The organism is Priestia koreensis, from assembly GCF_022646885.1.
GTDB classification, from domain to species: Bacteria; Bacillota; Bacilli; order Bacillales; family Bacillaceae_H; genus Bacillus_AG; species Bacillus_AG koreensis_A.
This window is the reverse complement of the sequence record NZ_CP061868.1, coordinates 4,015,902-4,040,141: the sequence shown is the minus strand read 5'-3', so window position 1 is coordinate 4,040,141 and position 24,240 is coordinate 4,015,902. Positions and strand designations below refer to the sequence as shown.

Here is a 24,240-nt window from a genome sequence, read left to right as displayed (position 1 = left end):
GAACAATGTTCTTTCATATAGTCTGGTGATTATGGCAGAGAGGTCACACCCGTTCCCATACCGAACACGGAAGTTAAGCTCTCTAGCGCCGATGGTAGTTGGGGGTTTCCCCCTGTGAGAGTAGGACATCGCCAGGCTTACATAATGGAGGATTAGCTCAGCTGGGAGAGCACCTGCCTTACAAGCAGGGGGTCGGCGGTTCGATCCCGTCATCCTCCACCATTTATCCTTGAAAAATGTATAGAATGGTAGCATTATTTCAACCAAATGCCGGTGTAGCTCAACTGGTAGAGCAACTGACTTGTAATCAGTAGGTTGGGGGTTCAAGTCCTCTTGCCGGCACCATTTAGGTTGAGCCATTAGCTCAGTTGGTAGAGCATCTGACTTTTAATCAGAGGGTCGAAGGTTCGAATCCTTCATGGCTCACCATTTTTGAATGCGGGTGTGGCGGAATTGGCAGACGCGCTAGACTTAGGATCTAGTGTCTTTACGACGTGGGGGTTCAAGTCCCTTCACCCGCACCATTCAAATATGCGGAAGTAGTTCAGTGGTAGAACACCACCTTGCCAAGGTGGGGGTCGCGGGTTCGAATCCCGTCTTCCGCTCCAGAGTCCAATTCCAGAAAGTATGCCGGGGTGGTGGAATTGGCAGACACACAGGACTTAAAATCCTGCGGTAGGTGACTACCGTGCCGGTTCAAGTCCGGCCCTCGGCACCATATATGCGCCCGTAGCTCAATTGGATAGAGCGTTTGACTACGGATCAAAAGGTTAGGGGTTCGACTCCTCTCGGGCGCGCCATAACAACGGGAAGTAGCTCAGCTTGGTAGAGCACTTGGTTTGGGACCAAGGGGTCGCAGGTTCGAATCCTGTCTTCCCGACCAGAGGTTGTTAGGATTAAGTAGATTCAATATATGGGGCCTTAGCTCAGCTGGGAGAGCGCCTGCCTTGCACGCAGGAGGTCAGCGGTTCGATCCCGCTAGGCTCCACCATATATTATCATTATAAACTGTTTGGCGGTGTAGCTCAGCTGGCTAGAGCGTACGGTTCATACCCGTGAGGTCGGGGGTTCGATCCCCTCCGCCGCTACCAAATAGCTTATATTGAAGGACCTTTAGCTCAGCTGGTTAGAGCAGACGGCTCATAACCGTCCGGTCGTAGGTTCGAGTCCTACAAGGTCCACCAGTAGCAGCCATTTATACGGAGGAATACCCAAGTCCGGCTGAAGGGATCGGTCTTGAAAACCGACAGGGGTGTAACAGCCCGCGGGGGTTCGAATCCCCCTTCCTCCTCCATAAATTTTATTACTTATTATCGCGGGGTGGAGCAGTCTGGTAGCTCGTCGGGCTCATAACCCGAAGGTCGCAGGTTCAAATCCTGTCCCCGCAACCAATTAATACATAACATGGTCCCGTGGTGTAGCGGTTAACATGCCTGCCTGTCACGCAGGAGATCGCCGGTTCGATCCCGGTCGGGACCGCCATTTAATTCAATAAACATATTCTATAGTGGCTTGGTAGCTCAGTCGGTAGAGCAAAGGACTGAAAATCCTTGTGTCGGCGGTTCGATTCCGTCCCAAGCCACCATTTAGATGATGGCGGCTGTGGTGAAGTGGTTAACACACCAGATTGTGGCTCTGGCATTCGTGGGTTCGATTCCCATCAGTCGCCCCATTTATCTTTATATTTAGCGGGTGTAGTTTAATGGTAAAACCTCAGCCTTCCAAGCTGATGTCGTGAGTTCGATTCTCATCACCCGCTCCATTTAGGGGCCTATAGCTCAGCTGGTTAGAGCGCACGCCTGATAAGCGTGAGGTCGGTGGTTCGAGTCCACTTAGGCCCACCATATTTTCCACAGTAGCTCAGTGGTAGAGCTATCGGCTGTTAACCGATCGGTCGCAGGTTCGAGTCCTGCCTGTGGAGCCATACGGGGAAGTACTCAAGAGGCTGAAGAGGCGCCCCTGCTAAGGGTGTAGGTCGCGTAAGCGGCGCGAGGGTTCAAATCCCTCCTTCTCCGCCAGTCTAAATGGCCCGTTGGTCAAGCGGTTAAGACACCGCCCTTTCACGGCGGTAACACGGGTTCGAATCCCGTACGGGTCATCCCAAAAAAAGCAGTTTGCAAATTTGCAAACTGCTTTTTTTTATGTTTTTTTCTTTAGGTTTTCTTTTTTAAAAAGAGGGTAAACCATAGAAGGTATGTAAAAAAATAGAAAAGAGATTATATTCATCCAGTCAAGAAGTGAATGATCATTTGTGTATAATATTTAGAATATATAGAGGATTTTAGCAGTTATTATCGAATTTAATATGCTTATAAACGAATGTTAGAGGGTGAAGTGATTGCTATCGACGATTAAACCTACTGAGCACGATATTCATTTGTTCCACGAAGGAAATCTATTCAAAAGCCATGAGCTTTTTGGCGCCCATCTAGTAGAACAAAATGGTCAACAGGGCGTTCGATTTTCTGTTTGGGCTCCAAATGCAAAAAAAGTGGCAGTTGTAGGTGATTTTAATAATTGGTCAGGAGCTGGCTATGATTTCGAAAAAATAAATGAACAAGGCATATGGAGTCTTTTTGTCGCAGGATTATCTGCTGGGACAATGTATAAATATGAAATTCATTCGTCTAATGGAAAAATCATTTTAAAAGCTGATCCATATGCTTTTTTTAGTGAGCTCCGACCTAATACAGCCTCGGTGGTTGTTGATCTTTCTGGATATAAATGGAATGACCAATCATGGTTCCGGAAAAAGAAAGTTAAATCAACGTTTGAAAAGCCATTGTCTATTTATGAACTTCACATGGGATCATGGCGAAAGCATGAAGATGATACTTTGTATTCTTATGTAGAAATGGCAGAAGAGTTAATTCCATATTTAATAGAGCATCAGTTTTCGCATGTAGAGCTTTTACCCGTCATTGAGCATCCATATGATCGATCATGGGGATATCAGGGAACAGGGTACTTCTCTCCAACGAGCCGTTATGGTTCTCCAAAAGACTTTATGTATTTTATCGATCAGTGTCACCAGCACAGCATAGGTGTAATACTCGACTGGGTTCCAGGTCATTTTTGCAAAGACGAGCATGGCTTATATATGTTTGATGGTTTACCTACCTATGAATATGCGCGAGATCGGGATCGAGAAAATTATGTATGGGGAACAGCAAACTTTGATCTAGGGAAACCTGAAGTTCAAAGCTTTTTAATTTCTAACGCTGTATTTTGGCTCGAACATTACCACGTAGATGGATTTCGAGTGGACGCTGTCGCTAATATGCTTTATTGGAACAATTCAAATGAATTAGTAGCCAATGAGTATGCAGCTCAATTTTTACGGAAGCTCAACGATACCGTTTACGCTCATGAGCCAACTGCTTTAATGATTGCTGAGGATTCAACCGATTGGCCTGATGTGACGGGTCCAACTAATGAAGGCGGTCTAGGATTTAGCTACAAGTGGAATATGGGATGGATGAACGATGTTTTAAGTTACATGGAAGCAAATGTAGATGAACGAGAGCATTTGCATCATAAAATTACGTTTTCTCTTCTCTATGCATTTAACGAAAAATTCATTTTACCGTTCTCACATGATGAAGTTGTTCACGGCAAACGATCCTTATTAAATAAAATGCCGGGTGATTATTGGAGAAAGTTTGCGCAGCTCCGACTGTTATATGGCTTTTTCTTTTCACATCCAGGAAAGAAGCTACTTTTTATGGGAGGTGAGTTTGGTCAATTTGATGAATGGAAGGATCTTGAACAGCTAGATTGGCTGTTACTTGACTTTGACATGCATGCAAAAATGAACGTTTATTTCAAAGAGCTGATGAAAATCTACAACCGAAGCAAACCGCTTTTTGAAGTGGATTATTCTCCTGAAGGTTTTGAGTGGATTGATGTAAATAATCGTGCTCAAAAGATTTTTTCGTTTATTCGGAAAGGACAAAATCCAGACGATGTGTATGTAATCATTTGTAATTTTTCTGAGCACGTTCACCATGATTACAAAGTAGGGGTACCACTTCCGACAAGCTATATTGAAGTTTTAAATAGCGATGACAGTAGCTATGGTGGATCAGGTATTACAAATAAAAAAGAATTAAAGTTCCATGAAGAGTCCTATCACGGAAAACCTTATCACATTGAATTAAATATTCCGGCGTTTGGAATTAATATACTGCGAGCGAAGAAGAGCAGAGGGGAGAAAAAGAAAAATGGTCAAAAAAAAATGCGTAGCAATGTTATTGGCAGGAGGAAAAGGGAGTCGACTGAGCTCTCTGACAATTAATCTAGCAAAACCAGCGGTTCCTTTCGGAGGGAAATACCGTATTATTGACTTCACCTTAAGTAATTGCACGAACTCAGGAATTGATACAGTTGGTGTTCTCACGCAGTATCAGCCGCTCGTACTTCATTCATACATTGGGATTGGAAGTGCATGGGACTTAGACAAGCGCAATGGAGGGGTTACAGTCTTACCTCCTTATTCAGAGTCTTCAGGGGTGAGATGGTACAAGGGGACAGCTAGTGCGATTTATGAAAACATGAACTATCTTAAACAATATGATCCTGAGTACGTGCTTATTTTGTCCGGTGATCACATTTACAAAATGAATTATGAAGAGATGCTAGAGCATCACATTGAAAAAGATGCTGATGTGACGATTTCAGTTATTGAAGTTCCGTGGGATGAAGCAAGTCGATTCGGTATTATGAATACGGATGAGAACTTAAATGTCGTCGAGTTTGATGAAAAGCCAGCAAATCCTAAAAGTAATTTAGCATCTATGGGTATTTATATTTTCAAATGGAGTGTGTTAAGAGAATATCTTGAAATGGATGCAAGAGATCCACACTCAAGTCATGACTTTGGTAAAGATGTGATTCCTCTTTTACTCGATGAGAAGAAAAGCCTAGTCGCTTATCCTTTCCAAGGCTATTGGAAAGATGTTGGGACGGTTAAAAGCTTGTGGGAAGCAAACATGGATCTGTTGAAAGAGAATTCTGACTTAAACTTGTTTGATTATTCATGGAGAATTTATTCAGTAAATCCAAATTATCCACCACAATATATTTCACCAGACGCAACCGTTATTGAATCGTTAATTAATGAAGGGTGTGTCATTGAAGGGAAGGTTGAGAATTCGGTTCTTTTCCAAGGTGTACATATAGGAAAAGGGACAGAAATCAATCGTACGGTCGTTATGCCAGAAGCTCATATCGGAAAGCATGTGTACATTGAGAATGCGATTGTTCCATCAGGAATGATCATTCCCGATGGAGCGATTATTCGACCAATTAAAGGTGCGGAAGAAGTTATTTTAGTTACAGATGAGATGATTGAAGTATTAAATAAGGAACGAGCAGTACACGAAGAATTAAATTCATAATAGGAGGATGGGTTATCATGAACAAGCAAATGTTAGGAGTCATTGAAGCATCAACATATCACAACACTTTAACCCCATTAACAGCGTACCGTTCTGTTGGAGCAGTTCCTTTTGCAGGGAGATATCGATTAATTGATTTTATCTTATCTAACATGGTGAATTCTGGTATTAGCAGCGTAGCCATTTTTCCACGCAGTCATTATCGTTCATTAATGGACCATTTAGGTTCAGGAAAGGAATGGGATTTAGACCGAAAACGAGATGGTCTTTACATTTTTCCGCCAATTATGAGCGAGCTTCAAACTGAACCCTCAACACTATTTTCGCAATTACGTTATCATATTGATTACTTTTTGCGAAGTACCCAAAAGTATGTGTTAATTAGCAACACCTTTAATATTAGTAACATTGATTTTAAACCTGTACTTCGACGTCATGTCCAAGTAGGAGCTGCAGTAACATCGCTAGAACACGAAGGTGAGCAGCTTGGAATGTATGTGCTTGAAAAAAGCCGACTTGTTTCGTTATTGCAGGATACAGAGCATGATTTTAAAGATGTTCATGAAATGATCCAATACATTGAAAAACATGAAACGATTCATGTTTATGAACATACAGGATATGTAGCAAGAATTTCAGATATTCCTTCTTACTTCTCTGCTAGCATGAGTTTATTGAAACCAGATACATGGAGCCGATTATTCTTAAAAGAACGTTCGATCTTAACAAAAGTAAAAGATGAGCCACCTACTCGTTACGTAAAGGGATCCAATGTGAAAAATTCAATCGTGGCGAACGGTTGTGTCATTGAAGGACACGTTGAAAATAGTATTATTTTTAGAGGCGTGCGCGTAGAAAAAGGAGCCGTCATTAAAAATAGCATCGTGATGCAAAAAGGAACTGTCCATGAAAATAGCCATATCGAGTATGCTATCCTTGATAAAGACGTAAAAGTAGAAGTAAATACGGTTATCAAAGGAGATGCTACGAACCCTCAAGTCGTTGCAAAAGGAACTCGTCAAGGAGCTCTGATGAATTCGTGAATGTACTGTTTGTTGTTTCAGAATGCGTACCATTTATTAAAACAGGTGGATTAGCTGATGTAGCAGGAGCACTTCCAAAAGAGTTGGCACAGCTTGGAACAAATGTAACCGTAATGATGCCAAAATATGGACTGATACCAGAAAAATTTAAAGAAAAGATGGTGCTTAAAAAAGTTCTATACGTCCAGGTGGGATGGCGTCGTCAGTATTGTGGATTAGAAGTATTAGAGCAAGATGGTGTGCAGTATATCTTTGTAGACAATGAGTACTACTTTAATCGTGACAGTTTGTATGGTCACTATGATGATGCCGAACGATTTACATTCTTTTGTCGAGCGGTGATCGATGCACTTCCGCACTTGGATCATTTGCCTGACATCATTCATTGCCATGATTGGCATACAGGAATGGTACCGTTCTTACTACGTGCTGATTATGAGTATTATTCCTCTATTCAAACAGTCTTTACGATTCATAATTTACAGTTCCAAGGGATTTTTCCGAAGGGAATTTTATATGAATTATTGAATTTAGATGATTACTATTTTACAACGAGTCAGCTTGAATTTTATGGAAATGTAAGCTTTATGAAGGCAGCACTCGTTTCTGCTGATAAGATTACGACGGTTAGTCCAACGTATAAAGATGAAATTCAAATGCCCTATTACGGCGAACAGCTCGATGGGTTATTGCGAAGACGAAATCAAGATTTAGTAGGCATTATAAATGGCATTGATGACACCATTTATAATCCAACTGAGGACACGTATATCGCGCAGAAGTATAGTGTCAAATCGTTAACTAAGAATACTGTAAATAAGACAGAGCTTCAGAAGTCCTTGGGCTTGAATGTAGACGAGAAAGTTCCTGTTATGTCGATGATCACAAGGCTAACGAAGCAAAAGGGCTTGGATCTTGTCAGACACGTCTTTCATGAAATAATGAGTCATGACATACAATTAATTATACTTGGAAGCGGCGAAAAAGAATTTGAGCATTTCTTTCAAGATATGGAGAGACAGTACCCGGAAAAAATCCGCTGTATAGTGGGGTTCAATGAGGAGCTTGCACATACCATTTACGCAGGATCAGATCTATTCCTAATGCCGTCACAGTTTGAACCGTGTGGACTGGGACAATTAATCGCGTTAAAATACGGAACCATTCCCATTGTGAGAGAAACAGGTGGACTAAACGATACGGTGGAACCTTACAATGAGTACGAAAAAACAGGAAATGGCTTCAGTTTTACAAACTTTAATGCGCACGACATGCTGCATACAATTGAGCGAGCGCTCACGTTCTACCAAAAAGAAGATGCGTGGCAAGCAATTGTAGAAGAGGCTATGAATCGTGACTATACGTGGGCGAAATCAGCTTTCATTTATAATCAGCTATACGCTGATCTTATTAGTACATAACGGAAGGAATGGATAATCATGTTCTCTAACCGAAAGAGCTTTCAGCATATTTTTCTGAAAAAGCTTGAGATGACTTATGGGAAAAGTTTTAAAGAATCAACCATTCAAGATCAATATCATACGTTAGGGAATATGGTGAGGGAGTACATTAGTTCAAATTGGATTTCCACTAATGAACGTCAACGATCAACTCATTCAAAACAAGTGTACTATTTATCCATTGAATTTTTACTAGGGCGGTTGCTTGGACAAAACTTAACGAACTTAGGAATTCGAGAAGTGGTCGAAGCGGGCTTAAAGGAACTGGGAATTTGTTTAGAAGATATTGAAGAGATGGAACCTGATGCAGGGCTTGGAAACGGAGGATTGGGAAGGCTAGCGGCGTGCTTTTTAGATTCGTTGGCCTCTCTTGGTCTGCCTGGTCATGGCTATGGCATTCGCTATAAACACGGTCTGTTCGATCAAAAGATTGTGGATGGATTTCAGATTGAACTGCCAGAACAATGGCTGCGAAACGGAAATGCATGGGAAGTGAGAAAATCCGATCAAGCAGTTGAAATTCGTTTTTGGGGTGATATTGAAGCATATCAAGATCAGGATGGTTACTGGAGATATCGTCACCGAAATGGTGAAACGATTGCCGCTGTTCCATATGACATCCCAATCATTGGTTATGAAACAGATGTTGTGAACACGCTACGATTGTGGAATGCGGAGCCATCTCCGTTTCCTGTGCATAAAAATAGCATGGATTACAAGCGTGAAACAGAAGCTGTATCTGAGTTCTTATATCCGGATGACACACATGACGATGGTAAGATTTTAAGATTAAAACAGCAATATTTTCTTGTTTCAGCAAGTTTACAAAGCATTATCGAAAATCACCGTAAAACATATGGAACGCTATCCAATCTTCATGAGAAAGTGGCTATTCATATTAATGATACGCATCCCGTTCTAGCCATTCCAGAACTCATGCGCGCGTTATTAGATGAAGAACTGTTAGACTGGGATACGGCTTGGAATATTACGAGTCAAACGATTTCGTATACCAATCATACGACATTGTCAGAGGCGCTCGAAAAGTGGTCTGTTTCCATCTTTAAGCCACTACTTCCGCGTATCTATATGATTATTGAGGAAATTAACGAACGCTTTTGCAAAGAGCTGTGGGAGCAGTATCCTGGCGATTGGGAACGTATTGAGCGAATGGCCATTATTGCTCATGGGTTAGTGAAAATGGCTCATCTAGCGTTGGTAGGAAGCTACAAGGTGAATGGCGTAGCGAAGATTCATACAGAAATTTTGAAGAAACGAGAAATGGCTGACTTTTATCAAATCTATCCAGATAAGTTTAATAATAAAACAAACGGCATCGCTCATCGCCGCTGGCTGTTAAAGGCAAATCCACAGCTTTCATCACTTCTTACAGAAACAATTGGTGAGCAGTGGGTTCATGAACCAGAGCAATTGATCAAATTAAAACCTTTTTCATTTGATCGCAGCTTCCAGCAAAATCTCAAAAAAGTAAAGCAGGAGCGAAAGACCATTCTGTCCAACATCATTTATCAGCAAACAGGGCTTCTCGTTGATGACCATTCTATTTTTGATGTTCATGTAAAGCGCCTTCATGCTTATAAGCGACAGCTTTTAAATATTTTACACGTTATGTACTTATACAATCGTCTGAAGGAGGAAGGGAATTATTCCATCCATCCGCGTACATTTATATTTGGAGCCAAAGCTTCACCTGGTTATTACTATGCCAAGAAGATCATTAAACTGATTAATTCAGTGGCTGAAAAGGTGAACAACGATCCTAAAACATCGTCCATTCTAAAAGTTGTATTTTTGGAGAACTATCGCGTATCCCTGGCAGAAAATATTTTCCCTGCTTCCGATATTAGTGAGCAAATTTCTACAGCTAGTAAAGAGGCATCTGGCACAGGGAACATGAAGTTTATGATGAACGGCGCTTTAACGATCGGGACATTAGACGGTGCAAACGTGGAAATTTGTGAAGAAGTAGGGGCAGAAAATATGTATTTGTTCGGCTTAAAAGCAGAAGAGGTGCTCCATTACGAGCAAAGCGGGGGCTACAGGTCCTTTGATTATTACTATCATGATAATCGAATTAAACAGGTTCTCGAACAGCTTGTAAATGGATTCTTTCCGAATTCCTTCGATATTTTTGAGCCCATCTATGATTCGTTGTTAATGCAAAATGATGAGTATTACGTACTACGAGACTTTGCATCTTATGTGCATGCTCAAGAGCAAGTCAATAATACGTATCAAAATGAAGATAAATGGCTACAAATGAGCAGCTTGAATATTGCTCACTCTGGTTACTTCTCAAGTGACCGTACGATTCAGGAGTATTCAGAAGATATTTGGAAGTTAAAAGCAGCGGAAATGATGAGATGAAAAAAGGAGGGAGCCGCTTGGCTTTCCTCCTTTTTATTGTTAGCGATCTCCGAATAGGTCGCCTAATCCACCTAGGATTCCGCCTTCATCGCGTTTCTTTCCAGGAACGGTTGCATTGACTAACACACGTTCAGCTAGACGGCTAAATGGTAACGATTGAACCCAAACAGATCCTGGTCCTTTTAGAGTAGCAAAGAAAAGACCTTCACCACCGAATAGAGCTGTTTTGACTTTGCCGACGTATTCAATGTTGTAATCTACGTCTCTTGTCATCGCTACTAAACAGCCAGTGTCTACTTTTAATACTTCACCAGGCTGGAGATCCTTACGAATAATCGTACCTCCTGCGTGCAAGAAAGCTAATCCATCTCCTTCAAGCTTTTGCATGATAAATCCTTCACCACCGAAAAAGCCTGTTCCTAATTTCTTTTGAAAATCGATGCCGATGGAAACACCTTTTGCGGCACAAAGGAAGGAATCTTTTTGACAAACAATTTTTCCACCTAGTTCATCTAAATCCATAGGGATTATTTTCCCTGGATACGGAGCGGCGAACGAGACTTTTTTCTTCCCATGACCGATATTGGTGAAAACGGTCATGAAAAGACTCTCACCAGTAAGAACGCGTTTTCCTGCGCCCATTAGCTTTCCAAATAATCCTTTTGTTGCGCCACCGCCGTCTCCGAATATTGTTTCCATATCAATACCGGAATCCATCATCATCATGCCACCAGCTTCGGCAACAACGCTTTCTTCGGGGTCTAATTCTACTTCAACAAACTGCATATCGTCCCCGTGAATTTCATAATCAATCTCATGAGCATTCATACACTTATCACCTCATCTATACTTTACAACATGGTAATTCGTCTTTAAGTGTATCATTTCCTCTTTATACGTTCATTGAATAAATGGTGTATGAAAGGAATGTTGCAAATGCGCTCCAGAGAAGGTATGGAATAAGCAGAAGACCCGCTAGTTTTGAATGACGCATGGCAGCAATGATTAAGATGAGCGTTGAGACGGCTACAAGAGCACAATCGATTGTAGCAGAAAATAAATCTTTTTGGGTAAATTGGAAATAGCTAAAGGCTTGATTCAAAATATAGTTGATGATCAGGATGATCCAGAAAAACTTGTCTCCTCTAAAGAAGCTATCCTTATTGTAAACAATGGCTACTGAGAACGAAATGAGCGCAAATAAAATTCCCCATACGATGCCAATGACGCCTCCAGAAGGTGTCCAGCTAGGCTTATCTAGCGCATCATACCAAGACTGATCGATAGGGAATAGGAAGCCGCTTAAACTAAATAAGAGGTAAGTGATCAGAAAGACCAAAATCGCCGTTTTTTTCATGTTCATCTTCCTTTCTAGAGTGAATGCATTTAACCCATGGAGAGGCGAACTATCCATGGGTTAAATGAGAGATCGTTTAGATGGATAATGAAGCTCTTTGTTATGATTTATACCCTTGTTTCAGGCCGTTAATCCTCTATATAAGGCTCCTTCTCATCACGTGGTAAATCTCCAAAGATCGTCATCGTTCCTTCTTCATCTAACATGTCTTCATACATTTCGTGCTTTTTGTTTGGATAAAGAGGAAGCGGATTTCCATACATATCAGTAGCTGCAAAGCTTTCGTAATCTTCTACGTAATTTAACGCTTCGTCTGCTTCAATGTATGTTTCACTGTAATTTTCCGTGTCTTCAACAAAATCAGATGGAGACTCGCTTGTACCATAGCGAGCGACATCCTGCCAGCTATCTTCAGAATCATATGGCTCATAAAATTTTTCATCAAATTCGTATTGTCCAAATGGGTGGCGTAGAGACGCTTCTTCAATAGGGCGATCTTTCGAAACACTTTGTTCTGGGCTATGTTCTTTACAGTAAAGAGCCGTAGGCAGCGCTTCTAAGCGCTCAACACTAATTTCTTTTCCACACGTACGGCACTTTCCATATGTGTGATCATCCATCGCTTTTAACGCCTCATTAATTTCCTCAAGCTGCTCATGAATTAGTTCATTCAACGCTAAATCTTTCCCTCGCTCAAACGTTTCTGTACCTGTATCAGCGGGGTGATTATCGTAGCTTGAAAGCTCACCTGTTGAATCATGGGCATCACTTCGAAGAAGACCGAATTGCTTTTCTTGTTGATCATGTCCTTCTATTTCATGCTTCATTTCTAATAATGATTGTTTTAATTCAGAAAGCTGTTGTTTGGTTAACAAAGCACATTCTCCCTTCTTTTTTGTTTCTGTTCAGTATTATTTGCGAAAAGTAATAAAAAAAAACAATACGAACTGTTAATTACCTGAATAGGTTCGAAAAGAGTTCAAAACAATAAAAATAAGTTTATGTGTGCTAGTGCTGGTGGAATAAGAAGGTAGACCAAAACCATTCACTGGATTTTTTTATTATGACAATATATAATAAATTGGTTAAAGATAAGAATGAAAACAATGAGTAGGGGGATCTAGTGTGATTGCAATGACAGAGAGTTTTATTCAAAAAACATTACAAGACGCTAGTGATTTTGCTAAAGAAACAGGAATGCCTAAATTAGTGAGCATAGTGAAAGACGTTCATAAAATGAGCCCCCAGACTTTTTTAATGAACGGAAAAAGTGTCTATAACGGAGACCGATTTTTATGGAGTGATCCAGATCGATCATATATATTCGCAGGTGTGGGGATTTCTCACATTTTTACAACAGATAATGCCGACGGACGTTTCCAAGATATTGAGAGAGAATGGAAGCGCTTTAATGAACAAACCGTTGTTCACAGCATTTCATATCCGTATGGGACAGGTCCTTTAATTGTAGGAGGATTTTCATTTGATCCCAACAAGCAGTCAACTAATTTGTGGAATAAGTTTCCGAGTGCGAAATTTGTTATTCCTGCCTTTCTGTATACAGTGGTCAATGACCAAGCATATTTTACAGCTAACGTAATGGTGCATCCTCATAAAGAAGTGCATGACTATATAAAAGAAGTAGAAGAAGCTGAAAAAATGCTCCTCAACTTCACGACAATTCCAGAGAAGTCTTCCTCTATCATGGTAAACAAACATGAAATAGAGCCAGATAAATGGAAAAAAACGATTCAAAAGGCTACGTCAGCGATTAAACAAGACGAATTTGAAAAAGTAGTGTTAGCTCGTGAGCTACGAGTGACCTTTGATCAAGAATTAAAACTTGAGCAAATTACAGATCGACTCATGGCTGAACAGCCAACGAGCTATGTGTTTGCAATAGAGCAAGGAGAGAATTGCTTTTTAGGCGCATCTCCTGAAAGACTTGTGAGAAAAGTAAAAGACAACGTTTATTCTACCTGTTTAGCTGGGTCCATTCGACGTGGTAAAGACGAAGAGGAAGATCAAGCCCTCGGAGAAGAATTGCTTACGGATGAGAAGAATCTAATTGAACATGATGTTGTGGTTCACATGATCAAAGAAGCGATGAGCGAATATTGTGAGTGGATTGAATCACCTTCTCATCCAGCACTATATAAAACAAAGCATATCCAACATTTATATACTCCCGTAGAAGGAGAAATGAAGAAGGACCATACATTGCTTTCTCTAGTGGAGCATCTTCATCCAACGCCAGCTCTTGGTGGTTACCCAAAACGAACGTCTGTTGAATTTATTCGCGACGTTGAGCGCTTGGATCGCGGCTGGTACGCTGCGCCTATAGGCTGGATGGATGTGGAAGGAAACGGAGAATTTATTGTAGGAATCCGTTCGGGTCTTGTACAAAAAAATGAAGCATCCTTATTTGCTGGGTGTGGCATCGTAGCGGACTCAGATCCAGAAAGTGAATATGACGAAACGAATATAAAATTCAACCCAATGCTATCAGCACTAGGAGGGGCTACACATGACACACATTGATAAAATGACGGCATATATTGCATCATTTATAGATGAACTAGCGAGCCTTGATGTTCAGGATGTTGTCGTAAGTCCAGGCTCAAGATCAACACCTTTGGCTATTTTAGCAGCTGATCACCCAGCACTGAACGTTCATATTAATATTGATGAACGTTCAGCTGGTTTTTTTGCGTTAGGAATCGCTAAAGCAAAACAAAAGCCTGTTGTACTCGTTTGTACGTCAGGAACAGCAACCGCTAATTATTATCCAGCAGTAGTAGAGGCTTTTTATGCGCGCGTTCCGCTAATTGTAGTGACAGCAGATCGTCCTCACGAGCTTCGGGATGTTGGAGCACCTCAAGCCATTGATCAAATTCGTTTATTCGGTGAGTTTGCGAAATGGTTTGCAGAGGTGGCACTTCCAGAAGATACACCTGCAATGCTTCAGTACATCCGTACAGTTGCTGCTCGTGCAGTTGGAACAGCACTTTCAGGACCAAAGGGGCCTGTCCACTTAAACGTGCCTCTTCGTGAGCCATTGCTTCCAAATTTGAGCCTAGATAATTTATGGGATCAAGGAAAGCGCGTATCAAATCATTATGTGACGGTGCAAAAGAGCATTTCAACTCTTTCCGATGAGTCTTTTAAACACCTTGCTACACGTCTTGCCTCTTATAAAAAGGGTGTCATTATTTGCGGTGGATTAGCCGATTCTTCATCAGCTAATTTATTAACGGAGCTTGCCAAAACGCTTGGTTTTCCCGTTCTAGCAGACCCATTGTCACAGCTACGAAGCGGTAATCACGATCAAACGATGATGGTCAATAGTTATGATACGTTTTTGCGTAACGAAGCGATCTTGAGCGAGCTCAAACCAGACGTAATTGTTCGTTTTGGCGCGATGCCCGTTTCAAAGGCATTGTTATTGTTCATGAAACAATATACGCCGAAAGAATTAATTGTGGTGGATGAAGAAGGGGGATGGAGAGATCCAACACTTCTTGCAACAGAAATGATTTCATGTGATGAAGAACTGTTTTGTAAAAGCGTACTATCACATCTTTCTTCTGTAGAAGCATCAAACGAGTGGTCTTCGAAATGGCTAGCGGTTCACGAGGCAACAATGAGAGGTCTTCAAGAGCTAGAAAGTGAGCATGAGCTTTCAGAAGGAAAAGCAGTGCTAGAGTTAAGCAAGCTTTTACCAGACGAATCCACATTGTTTGTTGGTAACTCAATGCCAATTCGAGACGTTGATAGCTTCTTTATCGAGAACGATAAGCACATTAAAATTTTAGCTAACCGCGGCGCGAACGGAATTGATGGGGTTGTGTCAACAGCGCTAGGGACAAGCTTAGTGGAAAAGAATACGGTTCTCTTAATTGGTGATTTATCTTTTTATCACGATTTGAACGGTTTATTGGCTGCAAAAATGCACAATCTAAACATAACGATTGTGTTAGTTAATAATAATGGAGGAGGAATCTTCTCTTTCCTTCCTCAATCAAAAGAAGAAAAGCATTTTGAAGCATTGTTTGGCACGCCAGCGGATCTCGAGTTCGAAAAAGCCATTGAAATGTACGGTGGGAAATACGTCCAGGCAGATACGTGGGAAGCTTTCCGTGAGGCCTTCTCTCGATCGGTGAAAGAGCAGGGAGTATCAGTCGTGGAAATTAAGACAAAGCGACATGAGAATGTGCTTCATCATCGGAATTTGTGGAATCGTGTTACCCAGGAAATAAATAAGTCATTTCTTGGTGAAAAATAATGAAGAAATATGTCATTAATGGGCTATCTTATGCAGTGGAGATAAAAGGAAATGGTTTTCCTCTTCTCCTCTTGCATGGTTTTACAGGCGCAAAGGAAAATTGGGAGCCGTTTGTGGCAGAATGGTCTTCTCATTTTCAGCTTGTCATGGTAGATCTTATCGGTCATGGTGAAACGGAGCATGACGCTACAATTAGTCGTTATGAGATCGAAAGCTTGGCTGCAGATCTAGTCACTTTAATGAAAGAGATTGGTTTTTCAAAGTTTCACGTGGTAGGATATTCTATGGGGGGAAGATTAGCCTTAACTATGGCTGTTCTCTACCCGACCGTTATTGAAAGATTGGTTCTAGAAAGTTCCTCACCTGGACTAAAAACAGAAGAGGAGCGCCATGAACGTCAGAAGAAAGATCAGCAGCTTGCTGAACGTATTTTGGCGAATGGTGTTGCGTCATTTGTTGAAAAATGGGAAAACATCCCGCTTTTTGCAACACAAAAAGAGCTTCCAGAAGCCGTTCAGCAGTCCGTTCGAAAACAGCGATTATTGAACAGTGAACAAGGGTTAGCACAGAGCTTGCTCGGAATGGGAACGGGTTCTCAGCCTTCTTGGTGGACACATCTTTCCGACATTCATATGCCCGTATTGCTGCTTGTAGGAGAGCGTGATAAGAAGTTTTGTCGACTTGCGAAAGAGATGAACGAGAAGCTTCCTGACAGCACAATAACGGTAATTAAAAATGTTGGACATGCAATTCACGTGGAAGAACCAAAGATTTTTGGTAAAATAGTAAGAGAGTTTTTAACTACTACATAATTGGAGGAATTATAATGGCTATTGAATGGGTAGCAGAACGTAAGTATGAAGATATTTTATACGAAACTTACAATGGAATCGCGAAAATTACCATCAACCGTCCTGAAGTGCGCAATGCATTTCGTCCTAAAACGGTAATGGAATTAATCGACGCATTTGCTTATGCGCGCGATGATAAAAACGTAGGAGTGATTGTCTTAACAGGTGCTGGAGACAAAGCATTCTGTTCAGGTGGAGACCAAAAAGTACGCGGTCATGGTGGTTATGTTGGTGAAGACCAAATTCCACGTTTAAACGTACTTGACTTACAACGCTTAATTCGTGTAATTCCAAAACCAGTCGTAGCGATGGTAGCAGGATATGCAATCGGTGGCGGACACGTTCTACACCTTGTGTGTGACTTAACAATCGCAGCAGACAATGCAATCTTTGGCCAAACAGGACCAAAAGTAGGTAGCTTTGATGCTGGTTACGGTTCAGGCTATCTAGCACGTATCGTAGGTCATAAGAAAGCGCGTGAAATTTGGTACCTATGCCGCCAATACAGCGCACAAGAAGCTCTTGACATGGGACTAGTTAATACAGTCGTACCTTTAGAGCAACTTGAAGAGGAAACAGTACAATGGTGTAACGAAATGCTAGAAAAGAGCCCAACAGCTCTTCGTTTCTTAAAAGCAGCATTCAACGCAGATTCAGACGGTTTAGCTGGACTACAGCAATTAGCTGGAGATGCAACGCTTCTTTATTACACAACGGATGAAGCAAAAGAGGGCCGCGATGCGTTTAAAGAAAAACGTAATCCAGACTTCCAACAGTTCCCACGTTTCCCTTAAGTCGAACAAAACTTACAGCTTGATGAGTTACTCATCGAGCTGTTTTTTTAATGTGAAGGAAATTTTGGAAAGGAAGAATGAACATGAACGGTTTAATAGAAAATGAAATGCCTATTTTTTTATGGAAGAGAGCCAAGCTCACACCAAACCGTGTGGCGGTACAAATGAGTGAGACGGCTCTAACGTTTCAAGAGCTTCACGAAAAAGCATTAGAGCTAGCAGGGAAAATGGCGGCTGCTGGTATGAAAAAAGGTCAATATATAGGGATTTTGTCACCGAATTCAGTCGAGATGATTGTCATGATTCATGCCCTCAAATACGTAGGGGCTATTACGGTTATGTTAAACACAAAGCTCAGTCCTTCTGAAGTCTCCTTTCAGCTAGAGGATGCAAAGGTTTCTCATTTGCTTGTGGATTCATCTTTGAGAGACAAGGCTGAGCAATCTGCAAAAGGTAGCCCAGTTACGGTTCATTCTTTTGAGGAATTGCAGCGCATGACTTCTGCATCTATTGACCCCGTTAAAACAATTTCTCTCGGTGATACGGACACAATCATGTATACATCGGGAACGACAGGAGCGCCAAAGGGAGTAAAGCAAACGTACGGAAATCATTGGTGGAGTGCAATCGGTTCGTCTTTAAACCTAGGTCTTCGTGAAGATGACTGTTGGCTTATTGCAGTGCCTCTGTTTCATATTAGCGGGCTGTCTATTTTGATGAGAAGCGTGATCTATGGGATGAAGGTCATCCTTCATGAGAAATTCGATGCGTCTCGCATGAACCGGGCGATACATGAAGAGGGAGTCACGATTGTCTCGGTTGTAACAGCCATGGTTTCAAAGCTATTACAAGAGGAAAATGGAGCACCTTATCCAGCATCCTTCCGCTGTATGTTAGTAGGAGGAGGGCCAGTGCCTGTGACGATTTTAGAAAAGTGCTCAAGCTTAAACATTCCCGTCTATCAAACGTACGGGATGACGGAAACGTCCTCTCAAATCGTGACGCTGTCTCCTGAGGACAGCTTGCAGAAAATTGGTTCTGCCGGTAAGGCATTATTTCCTTCAGAAGTAATGATTATGAGTGAAACGGAAGAGCAACAGCACGACAATCTCCCTGGTGAAATTGTCGTAAAAGGGCCGAATGTTACAGGTGGTTACTTGAATCGGCCAGACGCAACTGCGGGCACGATTCGAGACGGCTGGCTTCATACAGGTGATATTGGCTATATGGATGAAGAAGGGTTTCTCTACGTGCTAGATCGCCGTTCAGATTTGATTATTTCAGGTGGAGAAAATATCTATCCTGCTGAGATTGAAAATGTACTTGTAAAGCATCACGACGTTGTAGAAGCAGGCGTTACAGGTCTTAAAGATGAGACGTGGGGACAAGTTCCGGTCGCGTTCGTCGTGGTAAATAGCGATGATGTAGAAGAGAAAGATATTTTAGCCCATTGCTTGACTCATTTGGCAAAATATAAAGTTCCAAAGCATGTCCACTTTGTAAAAAATCTACCGCGTAACGCGTCAAATAAGCTGTTAAGACGAGAACTATTTTCGCTTCTGGACTAGGAGGGTGAGCGTGTATGGTAATTACAGAAATTAATTTATATCATATTGAAATGTCTCTTTTAACGCCTTTTTCAACGAGCTATGGTACGGTAAAAGATCGAGAGCTTATTCTCATTGAAGCCATTGATGAGAATGGACTAAGCGGATGGGGAGAAGTCGTGGCTTTTTCTACCCCATGGTACACAGAAGAAACGATTGAGACGTGTACCCATATTCTAGAGACATTCCTTATCCCATCTGTACTGAATCAAATGCTAGAGCATCCAAGAGATTTACAAAAGCATTTTGCACCGATTAAGCGTAACAACATGGCTAAGGCGGGGCTTGATTGCGCCGTATGGGATTTATATGCAAAAAGACTTCAAAAGCCGCTTTGGGATGTTTTAGGCGGAACACGTTCTAAAGTAGAAGCAGGCGTAGTGGTGGGGATCGATCAGCCCGATAAAATGAAGGAGAAAATACGAGAGCATTTACGGGATGGCTATAAGCGTTTTAAAGTTAAGATTAAGCCCGGAATGGACTATGAGCTCATTAAAGTGATTCGAGAAGAGTTTCCAGAGCTTCCGCTGATGGCTGATGCAAATTCTGCGTATACCTTGCAAGACATTTCACTATTAAAAAGGCTCGATGATTTTAACTTAATGATGATTGAGCAACCACTTCAATCGGACGATATTATTGATCATGCTACACTTCAAAAAGCGATCAAAACACCTATCTGTTTAGATGAGAGCATTGTTTCATTTGATGATGCGAGAAAAGCGATTGAGCTTGGAGGCGCAAAAATTATCAATGTCAAAGTAGGGCGAGTAGGCGGTCTAACAGAAGCGAAACGAATTCATGACTACTGCGTAGACAAAGAAATTGGGCTTTGGGTAGGCGGAATGCTTGAATCTGGTGTTTCAAGGGCTCATAATGTAGCATTGGCGACTCTACCTCAATTTCATATTCCAGGAGACATTTCAGCATCTGCCCGTTATTGGAACAAAGACGTTATTATGCCGGAAGTAACCGTTGATAACGGGGATATTACCGTTTTAAATGGTCCAGGAATTGGTTATGAGGTGGATGTGGATTATATCAAAAAAATTGCTAAAAAGATAGTAGCCTATAAAAAATAAGATTTACAAAACATTTTTCAAAATGGTTGTCTTATTCATAGGTTATGACTTATAATTAAACTCAAATCTATATTTAGTTTAATTACAACAACTAACATACTATATATTGTATTTCCGATGAACTAGGTGTCGTAGTATCGACTTGAAAGGGAATCTGGTCAAAGTCCAGAACTGTACCCGCAACTGTGAGTGCTGATGAAATAAGGAAAACCACTGTGATGAATCATCATGGGAAGGCCTTAAAGTAAAAAGAAGCATAAGTCAGGAGACCTGCCTTGTTTGTTAAATCTATCTTCTTCGGGAGGTGAGAAGATAGAGCGAGGATAAGAAAAGAAATGGTTTCTTTCCTTCTTCGTTCTATCTGCTCATCGAATGTAATCGATGAGCTTTTTTATTTGGTGAAAAAATGGAGGAGGAATGAATGGTGAACGTATTACAAACATCTGCAATTGAAGAGGTCTCATCATACATAAATAATTTAAAAGAGAGGTTTTCACACCTATACTTTGATGATTTTGAAGAAAAAATTGAACAAACGGTCGCTGCACGACCAAATATGGATCAAGACCAGCTTGTCAATCTACTAACGCTTGCATCACTAGAACGTATCTCAATTGACGAGCCGGATTGGACATATGTGGCATCCACCGTTTATTTAGACCAGCTCTATGCAAAAGCAGCAAAATCCCGTAACTATGATGCGTCCTTAAAATATAGTTCTTTCGATGAGTTACTTGAAGTATTAACAGACAAAGGGATTTACAACAATCAGTTGGTTTCCTCGTACACAAAAGAAGAAATCAATGAGCTTGCGAGCATCATTGATCCATCGAAAGATTCACTTTTTACATACATTGGGCTTCTAACATTAGCGGATCGATACTTAGCGAAGTCACACGAGGGTGACGTCTACGAGCTCCCGCAGGAACGTTTTTTAATTATCGCGATGACCCTCATGATGAAAGAAGAAAAAGAGAAGCGTCTTTCGTTAGTAAAAGAAGCATATTGGGCTCTATCAAATTTATATATGACGGTTGCAACTCCTACGCTATCAAATGCAGGAAAGTCTTACGGACAGCTTTCAAGCTGCTTCATCGATACGATTGATGACAGCCTGCGAGGAATTTATGATTCAAATACAGACGTAGCGAACCTTTCAAAAAATGGTGGCGGAATCGGGATCTACTTAGGGAAAATTCGTAGCCGCGGCAGCGATATTAAAGGATTCAAGGGCGTTTCATCAGGTGTTATTCCTTGGATGAAACAATTAAATAACACGGCAGTAAGCGTTGATCAGCTAGGGCAGCGTCAAGGAGCGATTGCTGTTTATTTAGACGTTTGGCACAAAGATATCGATTCCTTTTTAGATGCCCGCTTAAACAATGGGGACGAGCGTCAGCGAACGCATGACTTATTTACAGGCGTTTGTATTCCTGATTTGTTTATGGAAAAAGTCGAGAACCGGGAAGATTGGTATTTATTTGATCCTCACGAAGTACGCCGCGTGATGGGCTATTCGCTAGAAGACTTCTATGACGAAGAAAAGGGAGCAGGAACGTTCCGAACAAAGTACGAAGAGTGCGTCCAGAACGAAGCTTTATCTAAACGAGTAATTCCGGCAATCGACGTGTTTAAACGCATTATGATTTCACAGCTAGAGACGGGAACACCATACATGTTTTACCGTGATACTGCGAACCGCATGAATGCGAATCGTCACAATGGGATGATCTACTGCAGTAATTTATGTACAGAAATTATGCAAAACACAAGCTCAACGGTTGTGACAGAAGAGGTGACGGTTGATGGTAAAATCGTCATTACGAAAGATCCAGGAGATTTTGTTGTTTGTAACCTATCGTCTATTTCACTTGCAAAAGCGGTAGAAGAGGATGTTTTAGAGCGCTTAATTTCTATTCAAGTTCGCATGCTTGATAACGTAATCGACTTAAATAATATTCCAGTGCTTCAAGCTGAGATTACGAACAAAAAGTATCGTGCAGTCGGACTTGGAACATTCGGCTGGAGTCATTTATTAGCATTGAAGAAAATGGTATGGGAAAGCGATGAAGCCGTTGAGTATTGTGATGCTCTTTATGAGAAGATTGCTTACTTAACGATCGAAGCGAGTATGGAGCTTGCAAAAGAGAAAGGTGCTTATCCACTCTTTGAAGGATCTGACTGGGATAATGGCAGTTATTTCGATAAACGAGAGTATGTATCAAGTAGCTGGCAGGAACTGCGTCAAAAAGTGAAAGAGCATGGTGTCAGAAACGGATACTTAATGGCCGTAGCGCCTAATTCATCTACATCGATCATTGCAGGATCTACGGCAAGCATTGATCCGATCTTCCGTAAGTTTTACTCAGAGGAGAAGAAGAACTACAAAATTCCTGTAACGGCACCGGACTTAAATGCGCAAACGACGTGGTATTACAAATCAGTGTACTTAATCGATCAACAATGGAGTATTAAACAAAATGCGAAGCGTCAGCGTCATATTGATCAATCCATTTCATTTAACTTATATGTTCGAAATGATGTAAAAGCAAAAGAACTATTAGATATGCACTTAACGGCGTGGAAGGAAGATTTAAAAACGACCTACTATGTGCGTTCTACATCGAGTGACGTTATTGAAGAATGTGAAAGCTGCCATAGCTAAGAAAGGACGAAGAACATGACTTTACAAACACGTACGTTAATGGACGAAACAGCACCAAACCGCTCAACGGGCATTATTAATGGAAGAAGCTCCAATATTTTAAACTGGGACGATGTGCGCTTTTCATGGGCGTACCCAAAATATAAGCGAATGCTAGCGAATTTCTGGACGCCTTTTGAAATTAATATGGGTCAGGACATCAAGCAATTCCCTCAGCTCACAGCAGATGAGCAAGAAAGCTTTTTAAAGATTATTGGCCTTCTTGCTTTGCTCGATAGCATTCAATCCGATTATGCAGGAAAGGTAGCGGAATACATCACAGATTCGTCTGTAAATGCGCTGATGATTATCCTAGCGCAGCAAGAAGTGATTCATAATCATTCGTATTCTTACGTGCTTTCAAGCCTTGTACCAAAGCCAAAGCAAGATGAGGTATTCGAGTACTGGAGAACGGAAGAAAAGCTTCGTGAGCGCAATGACTTTGTAACGAATGGCTACAAAGCATTTGCTGAAAATCCAACGATTGAAAACTTCCTGCGCTCGATGGTGTTCGATGTCATTTTAGAGGGGCTATTCTTCTATAGTGGATTTGCGTTCTTCTATAACCTTGCTCGTAATCAAAAAATGGTCGCAACGTCCACGATGATTAATTACATTAATCGCGATGAACAGCTGCACGTGGGGTTATTTGAGAAAGTATTTAAAGAAACGCTTAACGAAAATCCTGAATACCGTACAGAAGAGCTTGCATCGTTTGTAGTGGAGACGTTTAGAGAAGCGGCTCGGTTAGAGATTGAGTGGGCTCAAACGGTCATTGGTGAGAAGTTTGAAGGCATTACCATGCAAGAGATTAAACAATACATTGAATATATGGCCAACAAGCGCTGCAACCAATTAGGATTTGGGCGCGAGGCTTTTCCAGAGGCACCGATTGAAAATCCACTTCGTTGGATTGTCGCTTACCAAGAGGTGGATTTAGGAAAAACAGATTTCTTCGAACAAAAATCAAGACAGTATACAAAGGCATCTGATGTAAACGGATTTGATGAGCTATAAGAAAAAGCGCTGCGAAAGATAAAATCGCGGCGCTTTTTTTGTTTATAGATCCTGAGGTTTGAAGGTTTTGCAGTCCGTTTCATAGCTGTCTGAAGCCATATTGCCAGCGTGACTGACTACATAAATAGCTTCTGCTCCGCAGTTATTTCCCTGCTTCCAATAATGACAGTTGTTTACTTCACACATTACGTCCTTAGCCATTTTTTGTCCCTCCTTTGTACAATAACGTTACATGTATAGTTTCACCGTTCAT

17 protein-coding genes, 21 tRNA genes, 1 rRNA gene and 1 riboswitch are annotated in these 24,240 nt (G+C 41.3%); of the genes, 35 read left to right on the top strand and 4 right to left on the bottom strand.

Features of this window, described 5'->3' with window-relative positions:
• Positions 1 to 21: 21 nt before the first annotated feature.
• From rrf to IE339_RS21100, 27 genes are all read left to right on the top strand, one after another.
• A 5S ribosomal RNA gene (rrf, locus tag IE339_RS21230) occupies positions 22 to 137 on the top strand.
• A 9-nt stretch (positions 138 to 146) separates the two neighbouring features.
• Positions 147 to 222, top strand: a tRNA-Val gene (locus IE339_RS21225).
• A gap of 47 nt (positions 223 to 269) precedes the next feature.
• Positions 270 to 345, top strand: a tRNA-Thr gene (locus IE339_RS21220).
• Between the two features lie 8 nt (positions 346 to 353).
• Positions 354 to 429, top strand: a tRNA-Lys gene (locus IE339_RS21215).
• Between the two features lie 9 nt (positions 430 to 438).
• A tRNA-Leu gene (locus tag IE339_RS21210) sits at positions 439 to 524 on the top strand.
• Positions 525 to 533: 9 nt separating this feature from the next.
• Positions 534 to 608, top strand: a tRNA-Gly gene (locus tag IE339_RS21205).
• Between the two features lie 21 nt (positions 609 to 629).
• Positions 630 to 718 (top strand) — tRNA-Leu (locus IE339_RS21200).
• Positions 719 to 723: 5 nt separating this feature from the next.
• Positions 724 to 800 (top strand) — tRNA-Arg (locus tag IE339_RS21195).
• A 6-nt stretch (positions 801 to 806) separates the two neighbouring features.
• Positions 807 to 883 (top strand) — tRNA-Pro (locus IE339_RS21190).
• 32 nt (positions 884 to 915) lie between these two features.
• Positions 916 to 991: transfer RNA gene (locus tag IE339_RS21185), tRNA-Ala, on the top strand.
• A 23-nt stretch (positions 992 to 1,014) separates the two neighbouring features.
• Positions 1,015 to 1,091, top strand: a tRNA-Met gene (locus IE339_RS21180).
• A gap of 16 nt (positions 1,092 to 1,107) precedes the next feature.
• Positions 1,108 to 1,184 (top strand) — tRNA-Ile (locus tag IE339_RS21175).
• Positions 1,185 to 1,201: 17 nt separating this feature from the next.
• A tRNA-Ser gene (locus IE339_RS21170) sits at positions 1,202 to 1,294 on the top strand.
• A gap of 20 nt (positions 1,295 to 1,314) precedes the next feature.
• A tRNA-Met gene (locus IE339_RS21165) sits at positions 1,315 to 1,391 on the top strand.
• Positions 1,392 to 1,406: 15 nt separating this feature from the next.
• Positions 1,407 to 1,482, top strand: a tRNA-Asp gene (locus IE339_RS21160).
• A gap of 27 nt (positions 1,483 to 1,509) precedes the next feature.
• Positions 1,510 to 1,585: transfer RNA gene (locus IE339_RS21155), tRNA-Phe, on the top strand.
• Between the two features lie 11 nt (positions 1,586 to 1,596).
• Positions 1,597 to 1,672: transfer RNA gene (locus IE339_RS21150), tRNA-His, on the top strand.
• Between the two features lie 16 nt (positions 1,673 to 1,688).
• A tRNA-Gly gene (locus IE339_RS21145) sits at positions 1,689 to 1,762 on the top strand.
• Positions 1,763 to 1,767: 5 nt separating this feature from the next.
• Positions 1,768 to 1,844 (top strand) — tRNA-Ile (locus tag IE339_RS21140).
• Positions 1,845 to 1,849: 5 nt separating this feature from the next.
• A tRNA-Asn gene (locus IE339_RS21135) sits at positions 1,850 to 1,924 on the top strand.
• Positions 1,925 to 1,927: 3 nt separating this feature from the next.
• A tRNA-Ser gene (locus tag IE339_RS21130) sits at positions 1,928 to 2,018 on the top strand.
• Positions 2,019 to 2,026: 8 nt separating this feature from the next.
• A tRNA-Glu gene (locus IE339_RS21125) sits at positions 2,027 to 2,098 on the top strand.
• Between the two features lie 240 nt (positions 2,099 to 2,338).
• Positions 2,339 to 4,297, top strand: coding sequence for a 1,4-alpha-glucan branching enzyme (gene glgB / locus IE339_RS21120; protein WP_277933926.1), 1,959 nt, complete (start codon positions 2,339 to 2,341; stop codon positions 4,295 to 4,297).
• Positions 4,224 to 5,399, top strand: coding sequence for a glucose-1-phosphate adenylyltransferase (locus IE339_RS21115; RefSeq protein WP_242170928.1), 1,176 nt, complete (start codon positions 4,224 to 4,226; stop codon positions 5,397 to 5,399). The genes glgB and IE339_RS21115 overlap by 74 nt, the downstream gene beginning before the upstream one ends.
• 17 nt (positions 5,400 to 5,416) lie before the next feature.
• Entirely contained in the window at positions 5,417 to 6,442 is a 1,026-nt protein-coding gene (locus IE339_RS21110) for a glucose-1-phosphate adenylyltransferase family protein (protein ID WP_242170926.1), read from the top strand.
• Positions 6,439 to 7,863: a glycogen synthase GlgA gene (glgA, locus tag IE339_RS21105; protein WP_242170924.1), complete on the top strand. Its 1,425-nt coding sequence runs from the start codon at positions 6,439 to 6,441 to the stop codon at positions 7,861 to 7,863. Before IE339_RS21110 ends, glgA begins: the two co-directional genes overlap by 4 nt.
• An 18-nt stretch (positions 7,864 to 7,881) precedes the next feature.
• Positions 7,882 to 10,290, top strand: a complete 2,409-nt coding sequence (locus IE339_RS21100) for a glycogen/starch/alpha-glucan phosphorylase (protein WP_242170922.1) — start codon at positions 7,882 to 7,884, stop codon at positions 10,288 to 10,290.
• Between the two features lie 39 nt (positions 10,291 to 10,329).
• Here the strand turns inward: IE339_RS21100 and IE339_RS21095 are convergent, their stop codons facing one another.
• From IE339_RS21095 to IE339_RS21085, 3 genes are all read right to left on the bottom strand, one after another.
• The gene (locus IE339_RS21095; RefSeq protein WP_053400745.1) at positions 10,330 to 11,118 is read right to left on the bottom strand and encodes a TIGR00266 family protein; all 789 of its coding nucleotides are present in this window, start codon (positions 11,116 to 11,118) and stop codon (positions 10,330 to 10,332) included.
• A gap of 64 nt (positions 11,119 to 11,182) precedes the next feature.
• Complete coding sequence (locus IE339_RS21090; RefSeq protein ID WP_242170920.1) at positions 11,183 to 11,647, bottom strand: TspO/MBR family protein; 465 nt, start codon at positions 11,645 to 11,647, stop codon at positions 11,183 to 11,185.
• Positions 11,648 to 11,775: 128 nt separating this feature from the next.
• Positions 11,776 to 12,522 carry a TraR/DksA C4-type zinc finger protein gene (locus tag IE339_RS21085; protein WP_242170918.1) on the bottom strand — a complete coding sequence of 249 codons (747 nt, stop codon included), beginning with the start codon at positions 12,520 to 12,522 and terminating at the stop codon, positions 11,776 to 11,778.
• 259 nt (positions 12,523 to 12,781) lie between these two features.
• Here IE339_RS21085 and IE339_RS21080 point away from each other — a divergent pair, with 259 nt between their 5' ends.
• The 8 genes from IE339_RS21080 (at position 12,782) to IE339_RS21045 (ending at position 23,987) form a co-directional block, all read left to right on the top strand.
• Positions 12,782 to 14,188 (top strand): isochorismate synthase, encoded by a 1,407-nt coding sequence (locus tag IE339_RS21080; RefSeq protein ID WP_242176270.1) that lies wholly within the window; start codon positions 12,782 to 12,784, stop codon positions 14,186 to 14,188.
• Positions 14,175 to 15,932, top strand: a complete 1,758-nt coding sequence (menD, locus tag IE339_RS21075; protein WP_242170916.1) for a 2-succinyl-5-enolpyruvyl-6-hydroxy-3-cyclohexene-1-carboxylic-acid synthase — start codon at positions 14,175 to 14,177, stop codon at positions 15,930 to 15,932. Before IE339_RS21080 ends, menD begins: the two co-directional genes overlap by 14 nt.
• The gene (menH, locus tag IE339_RS21070; protein ID WP_242170913.1) at positions 15,932 to 16,744 is read left to right on the top strand and encodes a 2-succinyl-6-hydroxy-2,4-cyclohexadiene-1-carboxylate synthase; all 813 of its coding nucleotides are present in this window, start codon (positions 15,932 to 15,934) and stop codon (positions 16,742 to 16,744) included. The genes menD and menH overlap by 1 nt, the downstream gene beginning before the upstream one ends.
• Before the next feature lie 14 nt (positions 16,745 to 16,758).
• Positions 16,759 to 17,577: a 1,4-dihydroxy-2-naphthoyl-CoA synthase gene (menB, locus tag IE339_RS21065; RefSeq protein ID WP_242170909.1), complete on the top strand. Its 819-nt coding sequence runs from the start codon at positions 16,759 to 16,761 to the stop codon at positions 17,575 to 17,577.
• 83 nt (positions 17,578 to 17,660) lie between these two features.
• Entirely contained in the window at positions 17,661 to 19,145 is a 1,485-nt protein-coding gene (locus IE339_RS21060) for an o-succinylbenzoate--CoA ligase (protein WP_242170906.1), read from the top strand.
• A gap of 14 nt (positions 19,146 to 19,159) precedes the next feature.
• Positions 19,160 to 20,266, top strand: a complete 1,107-nt coding sequence (gene menC / locus IE339_RS21055) for an o-succinylbenzoate synthase (RefSeq protein ID WP_242170904.1) — start codon at positions 19,160 to 19,162, stop codon at positions 20,264 to 20,266.
• A gap of 107 nt (positions 20,267 to 20,373) precedes the next feature.
• A riboswitch (cobalamin riboswitch) is annotated at positions 20,374 to 20,558 on the top strand.
• A 129-nt stretch (positions 20,559 to 20,687) separates the two neighbouring features.
• Entirely contained in the window at positions 20,688 to 22,931 is a 2,244-nt protein-coding gene (locus IE339_RS21050) for a ribonucleoside-diphosphate reductase subunit alpha (RefSeq protein ID WP_242170902.1), read from the top strand.
• 15 nt (positions 22,932 to 22,946) lie between these two features.
• Positions 22,947 to 23,987 carry a ribonucleotide-diphosphate reductase subunit beta gene (locus tag IE339_RS21045; RefSeq protein WP_242170900.1) on the top strand — a complete coding sequence of 347 codons (1,041 nt, stop codon included), beginning with the start codon at positions 22,947 to 22,949 and terminating at the stop codon, positions 23,985 to 23,987.
• A 42-nt stretch (positions 23,988 to 24,029) separates the two neighbouring features.
• Here IE339_RS21045 and IE339_RS21040 read toward each other — a convergent pair whose 3' ends face one another.
• The gene (locus IE339_RS21040; RefSeq protein WP_083446470.1) at positions 24,030 to 24,188 is read right to left on the bottom strand and encodes a DUF1540 domain-containing protein; all 159 of its coding nucleotides are present in this window, start codon (positions 24,186 to 24,188) and stop codon (positions 24,030 to 24,032) included.
• Positions 24,189 to 24,240 lie beyond the last annotated feature (52 nt).